Raw genomic sequence first — 20791 nt, forward strand, 5'->3', positions numbered from 1 at the left:
ATTATACACTGCATACTTCTGTTTGGCAAGGATAAAAACGGAGGTATTTTTTATGAAATACAAATACATTGAATTCACATTAGAGAAAGAAATAAAAGAAAGACTGGACAGATACTGCAAAGAAAACGGCTTGACCATAGAAGAAACGGTAAATCTTGCCCTATCAAAACTGAAAGATTTATGTTCGGACGGTACGGAGGAAAAATGATCGACGATATACTTTGCGAAATATATAAAAAATTCTGTCTTGACGATAATAACTTCAAATTAAAACTTACACCAAAGAGTATAAGGATAGAAAAAATCAAACTTGACAGAACGCTTAAGGGAAATCATACCCAAAGAACACTATGTTCAAATCGAAGATATAATAAACAAATACGCTTATTTGACAGAAGAGGAATGTTTCATACAGGGGTACAAAGAAGCGATAAAGGATTTGAAACAAATTTTGAAGAAAATGATATTGTTCGTTTCTATATGAAATAATTATAAGGCTAAACCAAAGCATATACAAAAAAAAGAGATACCTAAATGTTTCTCTTTTTTTACGTAATAAATTTTATTGATAACATCAATAGCTTTAGAGATATTGATAATCAAAAAAACAAAAACTTATTTTAAAGGACATCATGCAAGATTTATCAAAATAGATATAAGCGGGATAAAGGGCTGGTTATTTACAGACGAGGTTTCTGTCTATTAAAATGATAATAAATCAATGGTAAAAGTATTAAAGATTAAAATATAATACTATTAATTAATGATTTTTAATACAAAAAAAGCTTGACTAATAGGGATTTTACGGTTATACTATTTAAGTCAAACAAAGTAGAAGAATTGCTTCTCACCAAACAAACATGGATTTAGTTTGGTAAATATATTGCAAATCAATTGTAGTGATATATTTAGGTAGCAGTTCTATGCTATCTATTTTTTTAATCATGGAGGTATAATTCGATTAAAGATTTTCAAATTAACGAACAAATCAGAGATAGAGAAGTAAGAGTTGTCGCTGATGATGGTTCTATGCTTGGTATTATGTCTGCCGAAGAAGCTTTGAAACAAGCTGAACAGAGAAACTTGGATTTGGTTAAAGTTTCCCCTGAAGCTAAACCGCCGGTTTGTAAAATTCTTGACTACGGAAAGTTCAAATATGAACAAAACAGAAAAGAAAAAGAAAACAAGAAAAACCAAAAAGTGGTAAACATCAAAGAAATCAGGACTTCGGTTAGAGTACAGGATCATGACTTGGAAGTAAAAGCCAAAAACTGTCGTAAATTCTTATCTGCCGGAGATAAAGTCAAAGTTTCCGTTAGGTTCAGAGGCAGAGAAATGGCATATGTAAACAGAGGAAGAGAAGTACTCTTAAAATTTGCTTCTATGGTTGATGAAGTAGGAACAATAGAAACTAAGCCTAAGCTTGAAGGACGTAACTATACTATGACTTTAAGCCCTATAAAAGGTAAAGAAAAAAAATAGCAGGAAGGAACGGATTTAAAATGCCTAAAATGAAATCGCACAGAGGTGCATCAAAAAGATTTAAAAGAAAAAAATCTGGTGTTATCAAAAGAAAGAAAGCTTTCAGAAATCATATTCTAAACAAAAAAACAACTAAGAGAAAAAGAAAATTAAGAAAGGGTGGCTACGTTTCTGCAGCTGACCAAAAGACAATCAGCTACATTATCGTTAAGTAGTTAAAAGGTGATGATATATGGCTAGAGTAAAGAGAAGTTTAAATAGTAAAAAGAAACATAAAAAAGTTTTAAAACTTGCTAAAGGTTATTACGGAGCAAAATCTAAATTATACAGACCTGCAAACGAAGCTGTAATGAGAGCTTTAAGAAGTTCTTATGCAGGAAGAAAACAAAAGAAAAGAGATTTTAGAAAACTTTGGATAACAAGGATCAACGCTGCGGCAAGAATGAACGATATGTCTTATTCAAGATTCATAAACGGTCTTAAGAACGCTAACGTTGAAATCGACAGAAAAATGTTAGCTGACATCGCTATGAATGACGAAGCTGCATTCGCTAAATTAGTGGAAGTTTCAAAAGGCGCACTATAAAATTCAAAGACATGACTTCGGTCGTGTCTTTTTTTATTTTCGTAGGTTTCTTATTCATATAAGTATTAGGTTAAAAAAGTCTTAAGATAGTATTAAACTTCAAATTTAAAGTTGAGTTTATATATTATTTATTGTATCATGTTAAAGTATTATGAGAGAAAAGAGGTAAAGTTTGAGTTATAAAAACAAAAAAGTAAACTTATTATGTCTATCGCTTTTAGTTATATATATGATAATAGTTTTTTCCATGACACTGATGCCTTATATGGGCGAATACACATACGAAAGAAACTATAATTTGATACCCTTTGCGAGTATTAAAAGTTATTTTGAGAGTTTAAAATACAACGGATTTTTCAGCGGCGGGCAGCCGAGCATGGTGGCATTTATAAACCTGTTCGGTAATATCGGTCTTCTCCTTCCCTACGGATTTCTGCTTCCCCTTGCATTTCCGGGAAGGATAACTTTCAAAAAGACCGTCTTTACCGCATTCCTTATGACAACATTTATTGAAGTGACACAGTTTTTCTTCCTTGTAAGCAGAAGAGCGGATATAGACGATATCATATTCAATACACTAAGTGCGGTAATTGGGTATATTTTATACTTCATAATATGCCACAGGCATTATAAATATTATAAAGAGCATAAACCAAACGGAAAATATTTTTCCTAGGAATTAATATGAGTACCACACTTTATACCCTTCATTTTAATTATATGCATATCCCGATTTTACTTATACCCCTTATTGCAGCCATTGGATTATTCACATTTCATATTTGGTATCCATGGCAACATAAAGGCGCTAACCCCTGTGATAAAAAATATAAGAAGTTTAAAGCAGAGAATATTCTCACAAAAATAATAAGTATTATAGTATTTGTCTTTTTTATTTATACTTCAGCAGGATATTTTGTAAATTATTTCGACTTAAAAGAAAGGTATGAAAATAAAAACTACAAAACAGTGTCGGGATATGTAAAAGAGTTTCACGCACTTCAAAATGATGGACACGACACGGAAAACTTTAAAATAAAAAACGAATACTTTGAATATTCAAATGCCGAGTTGATCAGCGGATACAACACCCCTTTATATAAAGGCGGAGTAATAAAAAGGAACGGTCAAAATTTAACAATCAAATATATAACAAATGAAGAAAAATCAAACATCATACTTGAAATAAAAGAAAATATAAATTAGGAGCATAAAATGAATAAACTTGATTTCAGATTTGCAAAAGAGAAAGACACAAAATTGATACTCAGTTTCATAAAGGAGCTTGCAGTATATGAAAACATGCTTGATGACGTAGTGGCGGATGAAGCGACTTTAAATAAATGGCTGTTTGAAAAGAAAAAGGCAGAAGTGATAATAGGAGAAGTGAACAACGAACCTATAGGCTTTGCATTATTCTTCCATAATTTTTCTACATTTCTTGGTAAAAGCGGGATATATCTCGAAGATTTGTACATAAGAGAAGAATATAGGAAGAAAGGTTACGGAAAAGGATTTCTAAAAAAATTAGCAGGAATAGCAAAGGAAAGAGACTGCGGAAGACTGGAGTGGTCATGCCTTGACTGGAATAAACCAAGTATAGATTTTTATCTTTCCCTCGGAGCGGAGCCTATGGACGAGTGGACGGTCTACAGACTGACGAGAGATAAAATAGACATACTGGCAGAATAAGAAAAGATACTTACTGTTCGTAAGTATCTTTTTTATTATATATATTATTTAAACTATCTATCAAATTTCCGATATTTATAGGTTTGCTTATATGAGCGTTCATACCCAGCTTAATGCTTTTTTCTATATCATCTTCGAAAGCATTTGCACTTATGGCGATTATTATAACAGACTCTACATCTTTCCTATTAAGGCTCCTTATGATTTTAGTCGCTTTGTATCCGTCCATTACAGGCATTCGTATATCCATGAATATTATATCAAATTCATAAGGTTTGGATCTTTCAAAGGCTTTCACGCCCTCTTCACCGTTTGCCGCACAAGTGACTTTACATCCCTGCAATAAGAGCAGTTCCCTTAATATCTCCATATTGAGTTCATTATCTTCTACAATAAGTACGTTTTTTCCGTTTAAGATATCTTCGTTTTTATAATTGATATCCTCAAAATTCAAGTCTATATCATCCATTCCATACAAAACATCTATTATGGAAGAAATAAACATAGGTTTATTTATAAAAGCGTCGGCTTTTTCCCACCTCTTATCGTCCATTATATCAATGGTATCATAGGAAGAAACGATAATCTTGATATCACTTTCAGCGGTGTCTTTTATTTTATCGATTACCTCTAAAGCATCCATATCTTCCAAATCGTCATAAACTATACATATATCATATTTATTTGGATTTTCTTTTATTTCATCGATACCGTCTTTCCCTCTTCCGAGACATTTATAGAATACTCCCATAGTATCGAAAATATAATCCATTCTCTCCAAAGTTTCGGGCATACTGTCTATAAGCAGTATATCTAACTGCTTATCCATAAAAATATCCAAGCTCGGTTCAGGCATTCTTTCAAAAGGTATATCGACAGTAAAAGTACTCCCCTTGCCTATTTCGCTTTTAAGAGAAATATTACCCCCGAGCATTTCGGTAAATCTCTTTGCAATAGGAAGCCCGAGCCCCGTTCCTCCGTAGTTGTAAGAAACCGAAGCATCTTCCTGTTCAAAGGGATTGAATATCCTTTCAAAATTTTTTTCTTCTATCCCGACCCCTGTATCGGATACTTCAAACCTTATCCAAGTTTTACTGTCTTCTTCTTTTAATAAACTTATACGATTTGTTATCTCTCCCCCTTTGGAAGTAAACTTTACTGCATTTGAGAGTAAATTCACTATTATCTGATTTGTATGTAGGTAATCACCTTTTACGAATGAGGGAATGTTCCCCTCAAGAACACTCTTGAACTTAATACCCTTTTCCTTTGCCTGTGAAAAGAACAGTCCGGTCGTCGACTCCACGAAATTCCTAAAACCGAATTTTTTGTATTTTATTTCCACTTTTCCGCTTTCTATTTTGGACATATCCAAAATATCGTTGATAAGAACAAGAAGATGTTTTGAAGAAGCGGATATCTTATTTATACAGTCAATCTCTTTTGCTTTGTTGTTTATATTCTCTCTAGCCAAAGTGACCATACCGATTATGCCGTTAAGGGGCGTCCTTATTTCATGCGACATCCTCGATAAAAATTCACTCTTCGCATCATTAGCCTTTTCAGCTTTCTCGAGTGCATTTTTTAGACTTTCCTGCATCAATATTTGATCCGTCTCGTCACTGTAAACCGTAAGCCATACGTCTTCTCCATTGGTATCTACATAATTCACAGACATCTTTATTTTAAGTGTTTCCCCGGAAATAGGATGATTATAATCAAAAGTGTATTCCCAGTTTTCTTTATTTATATCATTTTGTATCTTGGTTATTTCTTCCCTGTCTTTTTTATCTATATTATTTACGACCAAGTCATAGCCTTTCAGCAAATCTTCATGTTTAACACCGAAGAGCTTTTCGGAACTCTCTGAAATAAAATTTTCGTTGGGGTCATTTAAATTATGAAGGAAAAGTCCTTGAGTAATATTCTTTGAGATTGTATCAAATATGGAATTCTTATAACTAATTATCCTATTTTTCCTATTCAATGATACTTGATAAATTATCATACAAAGTACTATTATCAAAAACATGATGACAGATATGCTCTGAGATAAATTCTTTATATCATTTGCGTTCATATAAAAAGAATGCACTTTGTTATCTATCTTAGCTTGAATTTTATCTACCAAATCGTCAATGGTAGTAAAATAGGGATTGATGTTACCATTCATATATTTAGTTATTTCTTTATACTTATAATCATATTCTAATGTATTTTTTAAAAGGATATTTTCATTATCTCTAAGCTCCCTGAAATTATTATAAAGCTTTCTTATATTACCGTCATTTGCATCATAAAAATCCCTTACCCCCAAAAATTCTTCTTCGACAACCGCATAAATATTTTCGATATCTTTACTGATATGCTTTACATTTTCTTTTGTGTTATTGAATTTTAAATTTTCATTGTATACTTTTATCTTATCTATTTCCGCATTTATTTTATCCGTGGAAACGAGGACTTCGTAAGGTCTTCTGACTATCAAATCGACCTGATGCATGAGTTTATTCATGTTGAACATGATTATATAGTAATAAAGAGCCAGGAAGAGGAGCAGTACTCCCCATAGAATAATGATTTTTTTATTATTCTTCAAGCTCTTTTTCATATATTTTTTATCACTGTTATTCATTACAAAACGCCTCTTTTTTATGTAATATGTATTATTTTATCATAAAAACGTTATCATTTAAACCATAACCTTTTTATAACATAATTTTGATTTTTTACTCAAATAATATTATACTACCAATATAAATCAAATGCAAAAAAAGCTTGGAAAAAATCAAAAAAAGAGCAGATGATCTGCTCTCTTTTTAAAATTAACTGAACTGTGCCCCAAGCTTATCGTATATCTCATCCATATTTATAGGCTTGCCTATATGGTCGTTCATACCGCTTTCGATACTCTTTTTAACGTCGCTTTCAAATACGTTTGCAGACATCGCAACTATAGAAACACTCTTTGCATCTTTCCTGTCAAGTTTCCTAATTTCTCTGGTCGCGTCGTATCCGTTCATAACGGGCATTTGAATATCCATGAGTATCAAATCATAATATCCTTCACCCGAAGTTTTGAACATATCAAGGGCTTCTTTTCCGTCCTTTGCCTTTTCTACCTCCGCACCATTCATGGTCATAAGTTCCGAAGCTATCTCTAGGTTTAGGTCATTATCCTCTGCAATCAGGATTTTCTTTCCTGCAAAGACCTTCCCCGCAAAACCGTCTTTCATCACTTTATAAGTTTCATTGTGGTTTTTTGCATTTTCCAGTGCGTCCACAATAGTTGATTCAAACAGCGGTTTATTTATTACTCCGTTTGCACCGACTCTTAGAGCTTCTTCTTTTATATCCTCAACATCATAAGCCGTTATCAAAATAACAAGGATATCTTTATCCTTTGCGATCTCCCTTATCCTTCTCGTGGTTTCGATACCGTCTATGTAAGGCATTTTCCAGTCGATAAAGCAAACGTCAAATTTATCATTTTCTTCTATTGACTTTTCGATTTTCTTTATTGCGTCAAATCCGTTATCGACCCAGTCTGCTTTAAGACCTATCTTATTAAGTAAATACTTTGTATTTTCACATGTTTCTATATCATCATCTACGACGAGAACATTTAAATTTCCTAATTCCGATCTTCTAATAGGCTTTATATACGCTGCCTTTTTGAAAGGTATCGTTGCAATAAAATCGCTTCCCTTGCCTTCTTCGCTTTTAACGCTTATTTCTCCGCCCATAAGGTAAGCAAAACGTTTTGAAATGGAAAGCCCCAGCCCCGTTCCGCCGTAGCGTTTGGTGATAGTGTCGTCTTCCTGCTCGAAAGCATTGAATATCTTGTCGATGTTTTCTTCTTTTATACCGCAGCCGCTGTCAATGACTTCAAATTTAAGGATATCTTCTTCTACATTACTTTGTAGTAATGTAACTTTGAATTTGATGCTTCCGCCTTCCGGAGTGAATTTAAGTGCATTTGATAATAAATTGCCTAAAATTTGATTTAATCTTAAAGAGTCCCCGTTTAATTCTTCGGGAATATCTCCGACCAAAATCGTTTCATAGTCTATATTCCTTGCTTTTGCCTGAGTAAAGTAAATAGAAGTTATAGATTCGATAAATACTCTGAAATTGAATTTCTCATTCTTTATTTCAACTTTACCGCTTTCTATCTTAGCCATATCGAGTACATCATTTACGAGAACGAGAAGATGTTTTGAGGACATGCTTATCTTATTGAGACAGTCGAGTTCTTTCTTTTCGTCGCCTATGTTTTGTATGGCTATCAAAGTCATACCGGTAATACCGTTGAGAGGTGTCCTTATTTCATGCGACATCCTCGACAAGAATTCGCTTTTTGCGACACTTGCTCTCTCCGCGTTATCGAGAGCATTTTCAAGATTTTTTTGCATTTTATATCGTTCGGTCTCGTCTGTCCATACGACAATGGATATTGGAGATTTATTATCTATCACAAAATAATACTCCATCAAAATATGTTTTTTTTCACTGGTATTTGGCATATTATAAATAAAAGAATAACTCCAGTTGGATTTTTCTCTTTTACTTTCAGATAAAATCTTTATATTTTCAATATCTTCTTCGTTCATAAAGTTTGTTAAAGCCTTGAAATCTTCCTTTATAAGCTCTGACCCGTCAAATCCGAATATATTTTTTATATTTTCCGATATGTAATCTCCACCCTTAATATCTGAGTTCATAATATAAAAAGCATTGTCTATATTCTTGGATACTATATCAAATAATTTATTTTTATAATTGATAAGATCATGCTGTTTTGAAATAAAATACTGATATAAAGCCACAGATATCAAAGTAAAAACAAGGACTATCACAGATAAAACGATAGATATATTTTTATTGTATACGGCGGTCTCGGTTATATTATTAAACTTGTTTTCCGCAGATATCAATATATCATCATTCATATCTTCCATTTTCGTATAAAGGGGATTTAACTTTTTATTTTGAAAAGCTTCCATCTCTTCGTAGCTTCTGTTACCCGTTTTTCCATAATAAATAACTTTAGTATGTTCTTTTTTAATAGAAGATAATAAATCCTTTAATTCCTGTACTTTTGCCTTTGACATAAGAGTTTTTTCTTCTATAATTTTTATTTGGTCATCAAGTTTGGGGTATAACTCCTTCATGGATTTTTCCATTCTTGATGTTTCTGAGTTATTGTTATTATATAAAAGTTTCTCTGAATGTATCCTCATTTCTTTTATATAAGTTTCTATATCTCCCGAAGCAATTATTACTTTTAGGGGATGTTCCTTCATATTTTCTACCTGACTTATAATCTTATTAGAATTAAAAATATTTGTAATGAAAAGAATTAAAACGAATACAATTACAGCAACACCTGCAATCCAAGTATATTTTCCGCTCGATTTTTTGTTTTTTCTCTCCACAGTAACTATCCTCTCTCAAAATAATATAATAATCATAAATTACAACATTTTGAAACAAATGCTTCATATCACAAAGATATTTATAATATAATATTAATTGATTGTTTTATTATCGTATTTTTTCTATTATCTTTTGTAATAAATTTTTGTCACAAAATGTATAATACCAGTAAAAGTATATACTTTTCTCGACAATTTGTAAATATTTAAGAAGTTTTATGACAATTTTCACTTTATATGTGTAAATTAAAAAAGAGCGGATATACCGCTCTTTAACTGTCTCTTAAACAGATTTTTCTTCTATTTCTTTTACCGCTTTATCTATGAATTCATCTACGCTCATAGCACCAAGGTCTTTCCCGTCTTTTCTTGCACGAACGGATATAACATCGTTTTCCATATCTCTGTCCCCTGCAATTATCATGTAAGGAACTTTTTCAAGCTGAGCTTCTCTTATTTTATAACCCATTTTTTCGCTTCTGTCGTCTATTTCACATCTGATGCCCTTTTGCTCAAGCTTATCTTTGATACCTTTGACATATTCAAGATTTCTGTCCGTGATAGGGATAAGCTTAGCCTGAACCGGAGCTAACCATAACGGGAACGCCCCTGCAAAATGCTCTGTCAAGATACCTATAAAACGTTCTATTGAGCCGAAGATAACTCTGTGTATCATAACAGGTCTGTGTTTTTCACCGTCGTGACCGATATAAGTTAAATCAAATCTTTGCGGCATTTGGAAGTCAAGCTGGATAGTACCGCACTGCCATGTCCTTCCCAGGCAGTCTTCCAAATGGAAGTCAAGTTTTGGTCCGTAGAAAGCACCGTCGCCTTCGTTTACGACATAGTCCATGCCCTTCTGTTCCATAGCTTCTCTAAGAGCTTCCGTAGCCATGTTCCAGTCTTCATCAGACCCCATTGAATCGTCGGGACGTGTAGACAGTTCAACATGGTACTTAAATCCGAACATATTATAAACATAATCTATAAAGTCGATAACACCGATAACTTCTTCTTTGATTTGCTCCGGAAGCATGAATATATGGGCATCGTCCTGAGTGAAGGTCCTTACTCTCATAAGTCCGTGAAGAGCTCCTGAAAGCTCGTGACGATGTACCTGACCCATTTCACCTATCCTTAAAGGCAAATCTCTGTACGACCACATTTTTCTTTTATAAACAAGCATAGAGCCGGGACAATTCATAGGCTTTATGGCATAATCATTTTCGTCTATCTTGGTAAAGTACATATTGTCTTTATAATGGTCCCAGTGTCCGGAAGTATGCCAAAGCTGTTCGTTTAGGATAAGAGGAGTCTTGATTTCCTGATATCCTCTTTTTCTGTGCTCTTCTCTCCAGAAGTTTTCTAGTTCGTTTCTTATTACCATACCTTTTGGAAGGAAGAACGGGAAGCCCGGACCTTCTTCGCAAATCATGAATAGGTCCATATCTTTACCGATTTTTCTGTGGTCTCTCTTCTTAGCTTCTTCGAGCATAGCAAGGTGTTCTTCAAGCATTTTTGCTTTAGGGAATGAGATGCCGTACACCCTTTGAAGCATTTTTTTATTGCTGTCCCCTCTCCAGTATGCACCTGTAGTGGAAAGGAGTTTTATCGCTTTTACAGGTTTTGTATTAAGTAAATGAGGTCCGGCACAAAGGTCGGTAAATTCCCCTTGCTTGTAAAAAGAGATTATGCTGTCTTTAGGCAGATCTTCGATAAGCTCTACTTTATAATCTTCATTTGCTTCTTTTTCAAAGTCGATAGCTTCTTTTCTCGGTAAAACGAATTTTTCTATGGATAAGTTTTCCTTAACTATTTTTTTCATTTCAGCTTCGATTTTTTCAAGGTCATTTTCGGTAAGCGGAATTTCTATATCAAAATCATAGTAAAATCCGTTATCGATACTCGGTCCTATTGCAAGTTTTACTTTATCGCCGTAAAGTCTCTTGACAGCCTGAGCCAATATATGACTGGTCGTATGCCAGAATGCTTTTTTACCGTCAAGGTCATCGAATTTATAGAATACGATGTTTGCGTCTTTATCTAAAGTGGTTCTTATATCCACGATTTCATCATTGATTTTTGCGCATAAAACGTCTCTTTTAAGTGCGGGAGATATACTTTCTGCAATATCCAAAACGCTTACGCCGTTTTCAAATTCTTTTATGTTTCCGTCCGGAAATGTTACTTTTATCATTTTATTTCCTCCTTTTATTAGGAAAGATTTATACCCTTACCTAACAAAAAAGTATATCAAAATATGGTGTTAAAGTCAACTTTTAGGGGCTTTGCCCCTATGATCCGGGGCAAAGGTTTCGCCCTAAAGGGCGACCGTCTTTTTTCCGAAGCCCAAAAAGACGGGAAAAAGTCTTCCGCTCAAGCCGCGGAGGCTTATAAAGCGGTCGAATTTTCTAAAAATCTCTGCCCGAGATTTTTGAAACGACCGCTACCCCTACCCATTAAGTATGGAAGATAAGGTTTTTTTGGAAAAGGAATGTGAACACCTTTACTAAGGAAACCCGCAAATGTCGCTTATAAATCTAATTCTACCCGCATTCCTTGAAAAAGAAGCTAGCCCTTCCCTTTCAATGAGAAGATATTATTTTAATATAAATATGAACATTAATTCTAATAGTAAATAAAAGCTTTAAATGCTTAATCCTCTAAAACCCCCATAAGATGTATTGTAAATCTCTTTTAAAGCAATTAAAACATACAATCTATATAACAACATATTAAATAAATCATTTATACAATGCTCTTTAATATCTAACCTTTTTATAATTGATTAATATAAAGAAAATTTAACTTGAAAAAGTTTCATCTGCTTTATTTCAGCTCAACTTTTTTTAAGTAATTTAGATTATTTATTAATATCTTTCTTTCTTCTATAGTGCAGTCTTTAAATAATAAATCTATTTCCCTTACGGTAATAAACATAGACCTTTTACCTAAATCCAAATCCAACAACTCATCTAAACTTATATTTAAAATATTTGCAATGTTTACTATGGTTTGAAGTGATGTCTTTTCATTTCCGTTTTCTATATGACTGAGGTGACTTACCGACAGGTTCACATACTCCGCTAATTTTTCCTGCGTAAGTCCTTGTTTCTTTCTCTTATCTTTTAACCTTTTTCCTAGTTTTCTATACTCTATTTTCATCTTATTATCCGTTTTGTTTAAATTATTATTTACGACTATTTTATCATTTTTCTTGAACTAAATAGGAATGTGTACATTCCATTTTATATAATATAAAAAATAAATGTATCTAAAGAAGTTCATTTCTATAATCTATCAGTAAAACCTATATCAAGCGAGGGCTTTGTAGCATTTTTTACCAGAAACACGGAAATCATCTTTTAATGATTTACAAATATAGCTAAAGCGATATTTGTAAGTTTCTTTATTATATATATCAATAATTTTTTAAACATCAGCTATGCTACCCCCTTACACAAAATGTTTATATTAAATCAAAGTCAATAACTTTTTTAGGTGATTTGCGGATGAATGACTAAAATAAGTTTAATATCCTTTACACTAGGGCTTCAGTATAGTATGTAATTTGAATACTAAAATTTTCATGTTAAAGGGGCGGGGTAGCTTCTCTTCCAAGAAACGCGGGCAGCGTTTCTTAGGAAATCGAGAAGCTTAAAAGCCTTCACGGCGATTGAGTGAAAGATTTTTATCCAATATTTTTATCTTCGGAAAAATATTGGCAGGGTTCTTAAGGGACGGAGTCCCTTAGGGTGGAACCCTACAGAGTTAAGAGGTGAAAGGGGCAGCGCCCCTCCCCCTTGCTTTTAAGAAAATGATTATCTATAATTAAACATATTAAATAAAACGGAGAGAAAAAATGGATAAAAACAGGATAGATAAGCAATTTGAATTTTTCAGAGAAATAGATAAAGAAAAATTTATCGAAAGGCAGACATACTTAACGGGAGCAAAAAGAAGAGAAAACGACGCGGAACATGCATGGCACATGGCGGTAATGACTTTTTTACTCAGCGAATATGCGAATGAAGAAATAGATGTACTGAGGACGATAAAGATGCTTCTCATTCATGACATAGTGGAAATCGACGCGGGAGATACATTTGCATACGATAAAGAAGGACAAAAATCACAAAGAGAGCGTGAAGAAAAAGCGGCAAAGAGGATTTTCGGACTTCTCCCTTCCGACCAAGGAGAAAAGCTAATGGATTTATGGGAAGAATTTGAAACGGGGGAAACAAAGGAAGCAAGGTTTGCTCATACCATGGATAATATCCAGCCTATGATGCTCAATGCGGCAAATGATGGAAAAAGCTGGCAGGAATGGGGTGTGAAACTTGACCAGATACTTAACAGGAATAAAAACACAAGTAAGGGTTCTAAAATACTATGGGAATATGCATATAATAGCTTTGTCATTCCAAATGTTGAAAAAGGAAGGATAAACAGTGAAGAATAATATATCTTGAGCCTATAATAAGATTTTATAAGTATTAAAATATAATATTTATTTATATTGTTTATTTAAATCTTTAAAAATAAAAAAGTTTTTAAATGATACAATAAATTTTTAATAAAAATAATTTATTGTATTTCAATAATACAATATCAAAAGGATTATTTTAAAGTAAAGTTAATAAAATAATTTATAAAAATATAATTACATTAATTATGATACATATCTTAACTTAAAAGAAAAACAAAGAAAAGAGAAATAGTATGGCGATAAATATTAGAAAAATGAACAAAAGCGATTTAGAAACATTTAAAAAGTGGTTATACAAGCCTCATGTAGCAAAGTGGTACCATGAACCTGAGAGCTGGATCGAAGAAGCTGAAAAGTCAGACAGTGAATTTAATTGGATAAGTCATTGTATCGTTGAAATCAAGGGTAAATCTATAGGATTTTGCCAGTACTACGCATGTGAAGACAGTGATGAAGACTGGGCAGGATATACGAAGCTCGGCGGGACTTACAGTATTGATTATATGATCGGTGAAACAGAGTTTCTGTCCAAAGGATACGGCAAGGAAATCGTAAGGAAATTGGAAGAAAAAATAAAATACCATGACGACGCAAAAAGGATAGTCGTACAGCCGGAAAAGGAAAATAAAGCTTCAAGAGGAGTATTGTTGTCCTCAGGATACTTACTTGATGATGAAAAAGATATCTTTGTGAAAGTTATATAAATCAGTAGTTTTAGTAAAATAGTTTAAATCCTAAAACATTTTTGATTTATATAAGACTGAGTATAAAAAATAGTCCATATATTTAAAATCTGTTTAATGATAATATATTTAATAAATGTTTAAGATATTAAATCATATAAAATTAGTTACAAAATATTAAATCATATATTTTATTATTAAATTGAGAGATTAAATTTTTTAATTTAATCGGCATAGAACACTGATAAACAGCCAATGATAGAGATACTTTTATAATTATCCATTCTAATTTCGTATACCCTATTTTTAACAAAGCTTTTAAAATTAGTTTAACAATGTGATTTATTTAGAATAATCAAAGGCTGATTTATATAAGACTTATTTAAGTAAAAATCATATGTAATATATTATTATATTTTATTGATATATATAATTTATTGTAACAAAAGTTAAATAAAATTTATAATGAATATAATATGGTTTAAAATTTCAAGCTATCGCTTTTATATAAAAATCATAAATAATAATGTTTTTAAATATATAAATAAGACCTATTAAGTCATTATCTATATCAAACATTACATTTACTCAATAATCATTGTTTTCTGTTGAAAATAAAGAGAAATATTGGTATTATTAATAATTATAGTAAAACAGAAAGTCAAATTTAAATATATTCAGAGGTAGGACTATGTCAGAAGATAAAAAAACGATACTAAGCGGGATACAATCCAGCGGAGAATTTACAATAGGAAATTATTTCGGAGCGATAAAAAACTGGGTGGAACGTCAGGACGACTATAACTGCATTTATTTCATAGCCGATATGCATGCAATTACTGTAAACCAAGTCCCGGCTGAACTAAGAAGAAGGAGTTTTGAATGTGCGGCAATGCTCCTTGCAAGCGGTATAGACCCTAAAAAATCTCTCTTATTCATACAGTCTCATGTTCCCGCACACGCAGAACTTCAGTGGATACTAAACTGCAATGCTCATATGGGCGAACTTTCGAGAATGACTCAATATAAAGACAAATCCAAGAGCCAGGGAGAAAATATAAAAGTGGGACTATTCGACTATCCCGTGCTTATGGCGGCGGATATACTTCTCTATCAGGCAGACCTTGTTCCCGTCGGAGACGACCAAAAACAGCATTTGGAGCTTACAAGGACCATAGCAAACAGATTTAATAATAACTACTCTCCTACTTTCAAAGTTCCCGAAGGATACTACGGAGAAAACGGAGCAAGGATAATGTCCCTTCAGGATCCTTTAAAGAAGATGTCAAAATCCGATGAAAACAAAAACGGATTTATCTCGATGATAGACGGTAAAGATGTGATAATGTCAAAATGCAAAAGAGCAGTCACAGACTCGGATATGAATATAATCTACGATAAAGAGAATAAGCCTGGAGTATCAAATCTTCTTGAAATATACTCCTGTGCGTCAAATAAAACTATCGAAGAAGCAGTAAAAGATTTTGACGGAAAAAATTATGCATACTTTAAAAATGCGGTGGGAGAAAGCATCGCCGACAGACTCTCTCCTATCCAGGACGAATTTAACAGACTATGCAAAGATAAGACTTACGTCAATGAGGTACTGAAAGACAGCAGAGACAGTGCTTCTTATATAGCAAATAAGACACTCAGAAAAGTAAAGAAAAAAGTAGGTTTCTACAGTTTATAAAAAAGGGAGTAATCATGCTCCTTTTTTAATGTATATGCGTAAGATACCGAGAAGAAAAAATCAAAGATAAGAAAATTAAATAAAAATAATTTCTTTGATTTGGCTGAAATACTAAAAAACAAAGAAACCATGTATGCTTATGAGCATGGTTTTAGTAACGAGAAAGTAAAAAATTGGGATTGATAATCAGCTTTAAAAATATAAAAATGTCAGTTCTAATAAATGAGATTGATATTTAAATAGTAAATAGAACAATAAATTTATAGATAGGTGCGGACGTACGGCAGAGGCTCTTAATTTTAAGACATTAAAAAAAAGGTTATTTTTAATAAGCGTAATTAAAATGAGAAATTATGAAAAAAAGTATAAAGAAATAAACGAAAATCCTTTTTTATGTATTAAGTTTATTAAATCAAAATAAAACCAAGATAAGATTAGCCTGTCGAACTATACAATATCCTCACCCAATAAAATTTTAGGCATTGTAGTAAGACAGCGGTTCCATCTTTTATAAAATTTCTCCAACCCAAGCTTCGAAACTCGGGCATGAGTTTCTTCATCTTCTAGTGTCCAGTGCAAAATATATGTAACTTTACCTACCCATCTAGTAAGGCGAATAGGCGGTTCACCTTCCTTTACTGCATTGAAATCCTTTTGGCGGTGTGTACGTTTGATATACTTCACATCTATAACACCCGTCTGAGAAAGATAAAACTCAGAAACATCTTTCATCAAAGTTTCGATTTCATCTTGTTTATCGATTTTCGCTTCATAAATGCAGATTTCATTAAACATCAAAATCCCTCCATAACAAACATATAGCTGTTTTCATTCTAGCATGAGCGGATCGGTAATGTCAAACAGCTCCTTAGTTACATTACTTTATGCTGCTTATAACCATTTTCGTTCACTTAAATACTATTTTATCCTTAACCGAGATATATCAAAAAGCTAAATTTATAAGATTTAACTTTGGCTAAAGCTACTTAATAATTGTTTTTTATTATGTTACTGCGTTTTGTTGAAACGGAATATAACATTTTAAGTAAAGCACCTGCTAATTGTAAAGATATCGATATTATATAAAAAACTTTTTTCATTATAATTTATCCTATATCATTTAGACTATTTCATATCTATAAACAAAATCGTCCATATAAAAACCACCGCCTATATCATTTTTCTCTTCTTTAATTTTTATAAATCCAAAGTGTTCATATACATTTATAACGGGGTTATTCTTATTCACATTTAAAGTCACACCTCTAAGTCCAAAACTTCCTGCTTCTTCTATGATAAAATCAAGCATTGCTTTTGCGTATCCCTTTCCCCTGTTATCTTTACTTAGATAAAACTTACTTAGATACATATATTCATCTTTAGGGTATAATGAGATGAACCCTATCCTTTGACTTAAATCGTCCAGAACAAAATAGTAGTCATACCCCTCACTTAGCTGAGAAGTTATAGATTTTACACTTTGGAATTTTTCTATCATATAATCGTTTTGTGCACTCCCGATTATAGGGTCAAAATATTCCTTTACTATATTTGAAGCAAATAGCGAAAGGTCTTTTATCTTATCTTTTTCGTTTATATTTATTTTATCGAATGTCATATGTCTTCTCCGTATACTATTACATGTCATTTATATTGATATCATTATCGTTTAAAACATATCATCTATAATTTTATGTACTTATTTACTCCTTTTCATTTATACTCTCTTTAAGCATGAAGAAAAGTAAAACTATACCTATACCTGCCAATATATGTCCTATACCAGCGATCCCCGAAATTGATGACAGTAAAGCTTTAGAAGCATTGACATTTAAAACTTCTATGACACCGTGTACTGTTAACATAACGGATGTCAACAAAACACCTATATTGTAAATAATATAAAACATATTGAATTTATTTGAACTTACGATATCGAACTTTTCATTTAAAAGTAAGATAACAAGGAACATTATCATACCCAGCATGAATAAATGCCCATGTACTCCCCGAAGCATGGTAACTCCCGTAAAATCATTATATTTTGTAAATTCTCTGTAGAACACCCCGCCTATCATTGCAAGGACAGCGTACATAAATGAAGTATTTAATAATCTTTTCATACTTTAACCTCCCTTAAATCATATGAAATAATTTTAACACTATTATATTTAAAATCAATAGATAATAAATTTTACAAATCAAAAGTTACAATTTGAATATTTTTCCATTTTCAATTATTAAAATATAATTAAAAACATTGCAAAATCATAGTAAAAGATATATAATTGTAACAAATGTTACCGAAATACTGATATTTTTCTGGTATTATATAGAAAATTCATTGGTAAGGTAACAAATCTGAATAAGGGAAAAAGAATGGATCTAAAACTTATTGCCAAGTCTGAATTGTTCAGAGGGATAGATGAAGTATCCATAGAAAAAATGCTTCATTGTTCCAACTCGAGAATAAAAAAATACTCGGCTGATGAAGTGATTTTCAGTGAAGATGAAATATCGGATTACCTTTATGTTTTGTTAAAAGGTGAAGTGATGATAATAAAAGATTATCCGTCGGGAAACAGGAATGTATTTTATGAAGTTGAGGACGGCGAGATTTTCGGAGATTTATTTCACGGACTTGATAACTCACTGAACTATTATGACGCTATTTCAGCAAAGAAATCGAAGGTTATGATTATACCTTGGAATTTCTTCTTTAACGTATGTGAAAAAGCATGTGATTTTCATAAAATGCTTATAAAAAACATCATGCAGCTTCAATCGGATAAAGCCCTTACGCTGATGAAGAAAATACATATTTTATCCGCGACTACTTTGGAAGAAAAAATAGCTCTTTATTTAATTCAAAGTATGAAAGACGATAAAAGAGTAACACTAAATATGACAAGAGAAGAAATGGCAGATTACTTCGGAGTGAAAAGACCTTCGCTTTCGAGGAGCTTGATGAAAATGCAAAAAGATAAACTTATAAAAGTAGATAAAAAATATATCATGGTCTTGGAAGAAGAAAAACTTCAAGACCTATGTTTTTAAGACAAAAAAGAAAGGATGATTTTAGATAATGGAAAGTATCAGAAAAATAACCGAAGACTTATATTTTGTGGGAGCAAACGACAGAAGGATAGCACTTTTTGAAAACATCTATCCGGTAGAAAACGGAGTATCTTATAACTCATATTTACTTATGGATGAAAAGACGGTCTTACTGGATACCGTAGACAAAAATGCAAGCAGTGAATTTCTAACAAACGTTAAAGCGGTGCTCAAAGAAAGAAACCTTGACTATATCGTGGTAAATCATATGGAACCCGACCACTGTGCAATGATAGAAGAAATAGTGGACAGATATCCGGATGTAAAAGTAGTTGCAAATCAAAAAACAGTGAACATGATAAAACAGTTTTTTAACTTCGATATAGATTCAAGAGTAGTTTTGGTAAAAGAAAATGACACTTTGAACACAGGAAAACACACTCTTGCTTTCGTTATGGCACCTATGGTTCATTGGCCCGAAGTTATGGTTACTTATGATACAGAGGATAAAATCTTATTCTCAGCCGATGCCTTCGGAACTTTCGGAGCTATAGACGGGAATCTATACACCGATGAAGTAAATTACGAAAGAGACTGGCTTGACGAAAACAGAAGATATTTTACAAATATCGTAGGAAAGTACGGTCCTCAAGTCCAAGCTGTATTAAAGAAAGCTTCTGCTCTTGACATTGAAATGATATGTCCTCTTCACGGACACATATGGAGAGATAAAAAAGACATAGCATTCATTTTGGATAAATATAATCTATGGAGCACTTATACGCCGGAAGAAAAATCGGTGGTGATAGCTTACGCATCTATCTACGGTCATACGGAGACCGCAGCCAATATACTTGCAAATACGTTGGCTGACAAAGGTGCTAAACATATAAGGGTATATGATGTATCCAAAACAGACCCTTCATATATAATCTCGGACGCATTCAAATATTCAACACTCGTATTCGCGTCAATAACTTATAACAATGAAATATTCCCTAAAATGGAAGCCCTTCTTCACGAAGTAGCGGCTCACAATCTTAGTAGCAGGAATATTGCACTTATAGAAAACGGTTCTTGGGGACCTTCTGCAAACAAAAAAATGAAAGCCATTTTGGAAAAACTTAAAAACTGTAACTTCATCGAAGAAGAAGTTACTATAAAATCAGCTTTAAAAGATGACAGTTTAAATAGTTTGAATAAATTAGCAGACCAAATAATAAAATCATTATAAACAATAAAAAAGAGAGGTAAAAAAATTATGGAAGCAAAATTTTACAGATGTAAACACTGCGGAAACATCATCGTTTTCGCTAAAAATCAAGGAGTACCGGTAATGTGCTGCGGAGAAAAAATGGAAGAACTAAAGGCGGGAACAACAGATGCCGCTGTTGAAAAGCATGTACCAGCAGTAAGCGTTGACGGAAATAAAGTAAGCGTACAAGTAGGAGATGTCATTCATCCTATGGAAGAAAAACATCACATCGAATTCATTTGGATAGAAACAAAAATGGGTCATCAAATCAAGAATTTAAAACCGGGTGACGAACCAAAAGCCGAATTCATTTTAGCTGACGGAGATGAACTTGTTGCTACATATGAATATTGCAATCTTCACGGATTATGGAAAAAATAGTTAAGACAAATAAAAAGGAGCATATTGCTCCTTTT

22 protein-coding genes are annotated in these 20791 nt (G+C 32.6%); 15 read left to right on the forward strand and 7 right to left on the reverse strand.

Features of this window, described 5'->3' with window-relative positions; all coding sequences use genetic code 11:
• The first annotated feature begins 52 nt into the window (after positions 1-52).
• From Q0516_RS10640 to Q0516_RS10680, 9 genes are all read left to right on the forward strand, one after another.
• On the forward strand, positions 53-208 hold the full coding sequence (locus Q0516_RS10640) for a hypothetical protein (protein WP_294468148.1): 156 nt from the start codon (positions 53-55) through the stop codon (positions 206-208).
• Positions 205-489: a hypothetical protein gene (locus tag Q0516_RS10645; RefSeq protein WP_294468151.1), complete on the forward strand. Its 285-nt coding sequence runs from the start codon at positions 205-207 to the stop codon at positions 487-489. Before Q0516_RS10640 ends, Q0516_RS10645 begins: the two co-directional genes overlap by 4 nt.
• 76 nt (positions 490-565) lie before the next feature.
• Positions 566-706, forward strand: coding sequence for a hypothetical protein (locus Q0516_RS10650; protein ID WP_299237822.1), 141 nt, complete (start codon positions 566-568; stop codon positions 704-706).
• A 254-nt stretch (positions 707-960) separates the two neighbouring features.
• A complete protein-coding gene (gene infC, locus Q0516_RS10655) occupies positions 961-1482 on the forward strand; it encodes a translation initiation factor IF-3 (protein WP_257481055.1) in 522 nt (173 codons plus the stop codon).
• A gap of 20 nt (positions 1483-1502) precedes the next feature.
• Positions 1503-1697: a 50S ribosomal protein L35 gene (rpmI, locus tag Q0516_RS10660; RefSeq protein ID WP_007049377.1), complete on the forward strand. Its 195-nt coding sequence runs from the start codon at positions 1503-1505 to the stop codon at positions 1695-1697.
• 17 nt (positions 1698-1714) lie between these two features.
• A complete protein-coding gene (gene rplT, locus Q0516_RS10665) occupies positions 1715-2068 on the forward strand; it encodes a 50S ribosomal protein L20 (protein ID WP_257481040.1) in 354 nt (117 codons plus the stop codon).
• Between the two features lie 172 nt (positions 2069-2240).
• Positions 2241-2744, forward strand: a complete 504-nt coding sequence (locus tag Q0516_RS10670; RefSeq protein ID WP_294468156.1) for a VanZ family protein — start codon at positions 2241-2243, stop codon at positions 2742-2744.
• A gap of 8 nt (positions 2745-2752) precedes the next feature.
• Positions 2753-3274, forward strand: a complete 522-nt coding sequence (locus Q0516_RS10675) for a hypothetical protein (RefSeq protein WP_294468158.1) — start codon at positions 2753-2755, stop codon at positions 3272-3274.
• A 9-nt stretch (positions 3275-3283) separates the two neighbouring features.
• Positions 3284-3760 (forward strand): GNAT family N-acetyltransferase, encoded by a 477-nt coding sequence (locus tag Q0516_RS10680; RefSeq protein WP_294468160.1) that lies wholly within the window; start codon positions 3284-3286, stop codon positions 3758-3760.
• Positions 3761-3770: 10 nt separating this feature from the next.
• Here the strand turns inward: Q0516_RS10680 and Q0516_RS10685 are convergent, their stop codons facing one another.
• The 4 genes from Q0516_RS10685 to Q0516_RS10700 form a co-directional block, all read right to left on the reverse strand.
• Entirely contained in the window at positions 3771-6395 is a 2625-nt protein-coding gene (locus Q0516_RS10685) for a response regulator (protein ID WP_294468162.1), read from the reverse strand.
• A 190-nt stretch (positions 6396-6585) separates the two neighbouring features.
• Positions 6586-9198 (reverse strand): response regulator, encoded by a 2613-nt coding sequence (locus Q0516_RS10690; protein WP_294468165.1) that lies wholly within the window; start codon positions 9196-9198, stop codon positions 6586-6588.
• Positions 9199-9481: 283 nt separating this feature from the next.
• Positions 9482-11395 carry a threonine--tRNA ligase gene (thrS, locus tag Q0516_RS10695; protein WP_294468167.1) on the reverse strand — a complete coding sequence of 638 codons (1914 nt, stop codon included), beginning with the start codon at positions 11393-11395 and terminating at the stop codon, positions 9482-9484.
• Between the two features lie 632 nt (positions 11396-12027).
• Positions 12028-12363, reverse strand: a complete 336-nt coding sequence (locus Q0516_RS10700; RefSeq protein WP_294468170.1) for a helix-turn-helix transcriptional regulator — start codon at positions 12361-12363, stop codon at positions 12028-12030.
• 697 nt (positions 12364-13060) lie between these two features.
• Between Q0516_RS10700 and Q0516_RS10705 the strand changes: the two genes are divergently transcribed.
• The 3 genes from Q0516_RS10705 to trpS all read left to right on the forward strand — a co-directional run bounded on the left by Q0516_RS10705 (position 13061) and on the right by trpS (position 16063).
• Positions 13061-13660 (forward strand): HD domain-containing protein, encoded by a 600-nt coding sequence (locus Q0516_RS10705; protein WP_294468173.1) that lies wholly within the window; start codon positions 13061-13063, stop codon positions 13658-13660.
• 260 nt (positions 13661-13920) lie between these two features.
• The gene (locus Q0516_RS10710; protein WP_294468178.1) at positions 13921-14391 is read left to right on the forward strand and encodes a GNAT family N-acetyltransferase; all 471 of its coding nucleotides are present in this window, start codon (positions 13921-13923) and stop codon (positions 14389-14391) included.
• A gap of 670 nt (positions 14392-15061) precedes the next feature.
• Positions 15062-16063 (forward strand): tryptophan--tRNA ligase, encoded by a 1002-nt coding sequence (trpS, locus tag Q0516_RS10715; RefSeq protein ID WP_294468180.1) that lies wholly within the window; start codon positions 15062-15064, stop codon positions 16061-16063.
• Positions 16064-16510: 447 nt separating this feature from the next.
• On the opposite strand, the gene Q0516_RS10720 is transcribed toward trpS, so the two are convergent.
• The 3 genes from Q0516_RS10720 to Q0516_RS10730 all read right to left on the reverse strand — a co-directional run bounded on the left by Q0516_RS10720 (position 16511) and on the right by Q0516_RS10730 (position 18186).
• Positions 16511-16858, reverse strand: a complete 348-nt coding sequence (locus tag Q0516_RS10720) for a hypothetical protein (RefSeq protein WP_257481142.1) — start codon at positions 16856-16858, stop codon at positions 16511-16513.
• Between the two features lie 325 nt (positions 16859-17183).
• Positions 17184-17681, reverse strand: coding sequence for a GNAT family N-acetyltransferase (locus Q0516_RS10725; protein ID WP_294468185.1), 498 nt, complete (start codon positions 17679-17681; stop codon positions 17184-17186).
• A gap of 85 nt (positions 17682-17766) precedes the next feature.
• Positions 17767-18186, reverse strand: coding sequence for a DUF2871 domain-containing protein (locus tag Q0516_RS10730; protein WP_294468188.1), 420 nt, complete (start codon positions 18184-18186; stop codon positions 17767-17769).
• A gap of 256 nt (positions 18187-18442) precedes the next feature.
• Between Q0516_RS10730 and Q0516_RS10735 the strand changes: the two genes are divergently transcribed.
• From Q0516_RS10735 to Q0516_RS10745, 3 genes are read left to right on the forward strand one after another with little or no spacing between them, the layout of a single operon-like run.
• A complete protein-coding gene (locus Q0516_RS10735; protein ID WP_294468190.1) occupies positions 18443-19120 on the forward strand; it encodes a Crp/Fnr family transcriptional regulator in 678 nt (225 codons plus the stop codon).
• A 28-nt stretch (positions 19121-19148) separates the two neighbouring features.
• Positions 19149-20354, forward strand: coding sequence for an FprA family A-type flavoprotein (locus tag Q0516_RS10740; protein ID WP_257481138.1), 1206 nt, complete (start codon positions 19149-19151; stop codon positions 20352-20354).
• A gap of 27 nt (positions 20355-20381) precedes the next feature.
• Positions 20382-20756: a desulfoferrodoxin family protein gene (locus Q0516_RS10745; RefSeq protein ID WP_257481137.1), complete on the forward strand. Its 375-nt coding sequence runs from the start codon at positions 20382-20384 to the stop codon at positions 20754-20756.
• Positions 20757-20791 lie beyond the last annotated feature (35 nt).

Source organism: uncultured Anaerofustis sp., assembly GCF_938029165.1.
GTDB lineage: Bacteria > Bacillota > Clostridia > Eubacteriales > Anaerofustaceae > Anaerofustis.

Coding starts and splice junctions, on each gene's coding strand:
- Q0516_RS10705 (WP_294468173.1), top strand. CDS start 13,061: ATGGATAAAAACAGGATAGATAAGCAATTTGAATTTTTCAGAGAAATA.
- Q0516_RS10710 (WP_294468178.1), top strand. CDS start 13,921: ATGGCGATAAATATTAGAAAAATGAACAAAAGCGATTTAGAAACATTT.
- Q0516_RS10645 (WP_294468151.1), top strand. CDS start 205: ATGATCGACGATATACTTTGCGAAATATATAAAAAATTCTGTCTTGAC.
- Q0516_RS10730 (WP_294468188.1), bottom strand. CDS start 18,186: ATGAAAAGATTATTAAATACTTCATTTATGTACGCTGTCCTTGCAATG.
- Q0516_RS10700 (WP_294468170.1), bottom strand. CDS start 12,363: ATGAAAATAGAGTATAGAAAACTAGGAAAAAGGTTAAAAGATAAGAGA.
- Q0516_RS10675 (WP_294468158.1), top strand. CDS start 2,753: ATGAGTACCACACTTTATACCCTTCATTTTAATTATATGCATATCCCG.
- trpS (WP_294468180.1), top strand. CDS start 15,062: ATGTCAGAAGATAAAAAAACGATACTAAGCGGGATACAATCCAGCGGA.
- thrS (WP_294468167.1), bottom strand. CDS start 11,395: ATGATAAAAGTAACATTTCCGGACGGAAACATAAAAGAATTTGAAAAC.
- Q0516_RS10745 (WP_257481137.1), top strand. CDS start 20,382: ATGGAAGCAAAATTTTACAGATGTAAACACTGCGGAAACATCATCGTT.
- Q0516_RS10740 (WP_257481138.1), top strand. CDS start 19,149: ATGGAAAGTATCAGAAAAATAACCGAAGACTTATATTTTGTGGGAGCA.
- Q0516_RS10685 (WP_294468162.1), bottom strand. CDS start 6,395: ATGAATAACAGTGATAAAAAATATATGAAAAAGAGCTTGAAGAATAAT.
- rplT (WP_257481040.1), top strand. CDS start 1,715: ATGGCTAGAGTAAAGAGAAGTTTAAATAGTAAAAAGAAACATAAAAAA.
- Q0516_RS10680 (WP_294468160.1), top strand. CDS start 3,284: ATGAATAAACTTGATTTCAGATTTGCAAAAGAGAAAGACACAAAATTG.
- rpmI (WP_007049377.1), top strand. CDS start 1,503: ATGCCTAAAATGAAATCGCACAGAGGTGCATCAAAAAGATTTAAAAGA.
- Q0516_RS10735 (WP_294468190.1), top strand. CDS start 18,443: ATGGATCTAAAACTTATTGCCAAGTCTGAATTGTTCAGAGGGATAGAT.
- Q0516_RS10640 (WP_294468148.1), top strand. CDS start 53: ATGAAATACAAATACATTGAATTCACATTAGAGAAAGAAATAAAAGAA.
- Q0516_RS10725 (WP_294468185.1), bottom strand. CDS start 17,681: ATGACATTCGATAAAATAAATATAAACGAAAAAGATAAGATAAAAGAC.
- Q0516_RS10720 (WP_257481142.1), bottom strand. CDS start 16,858: ATGTTTAATGAAATCTGCATTTATGAAGCGAAAATCGATAAACAAGAT.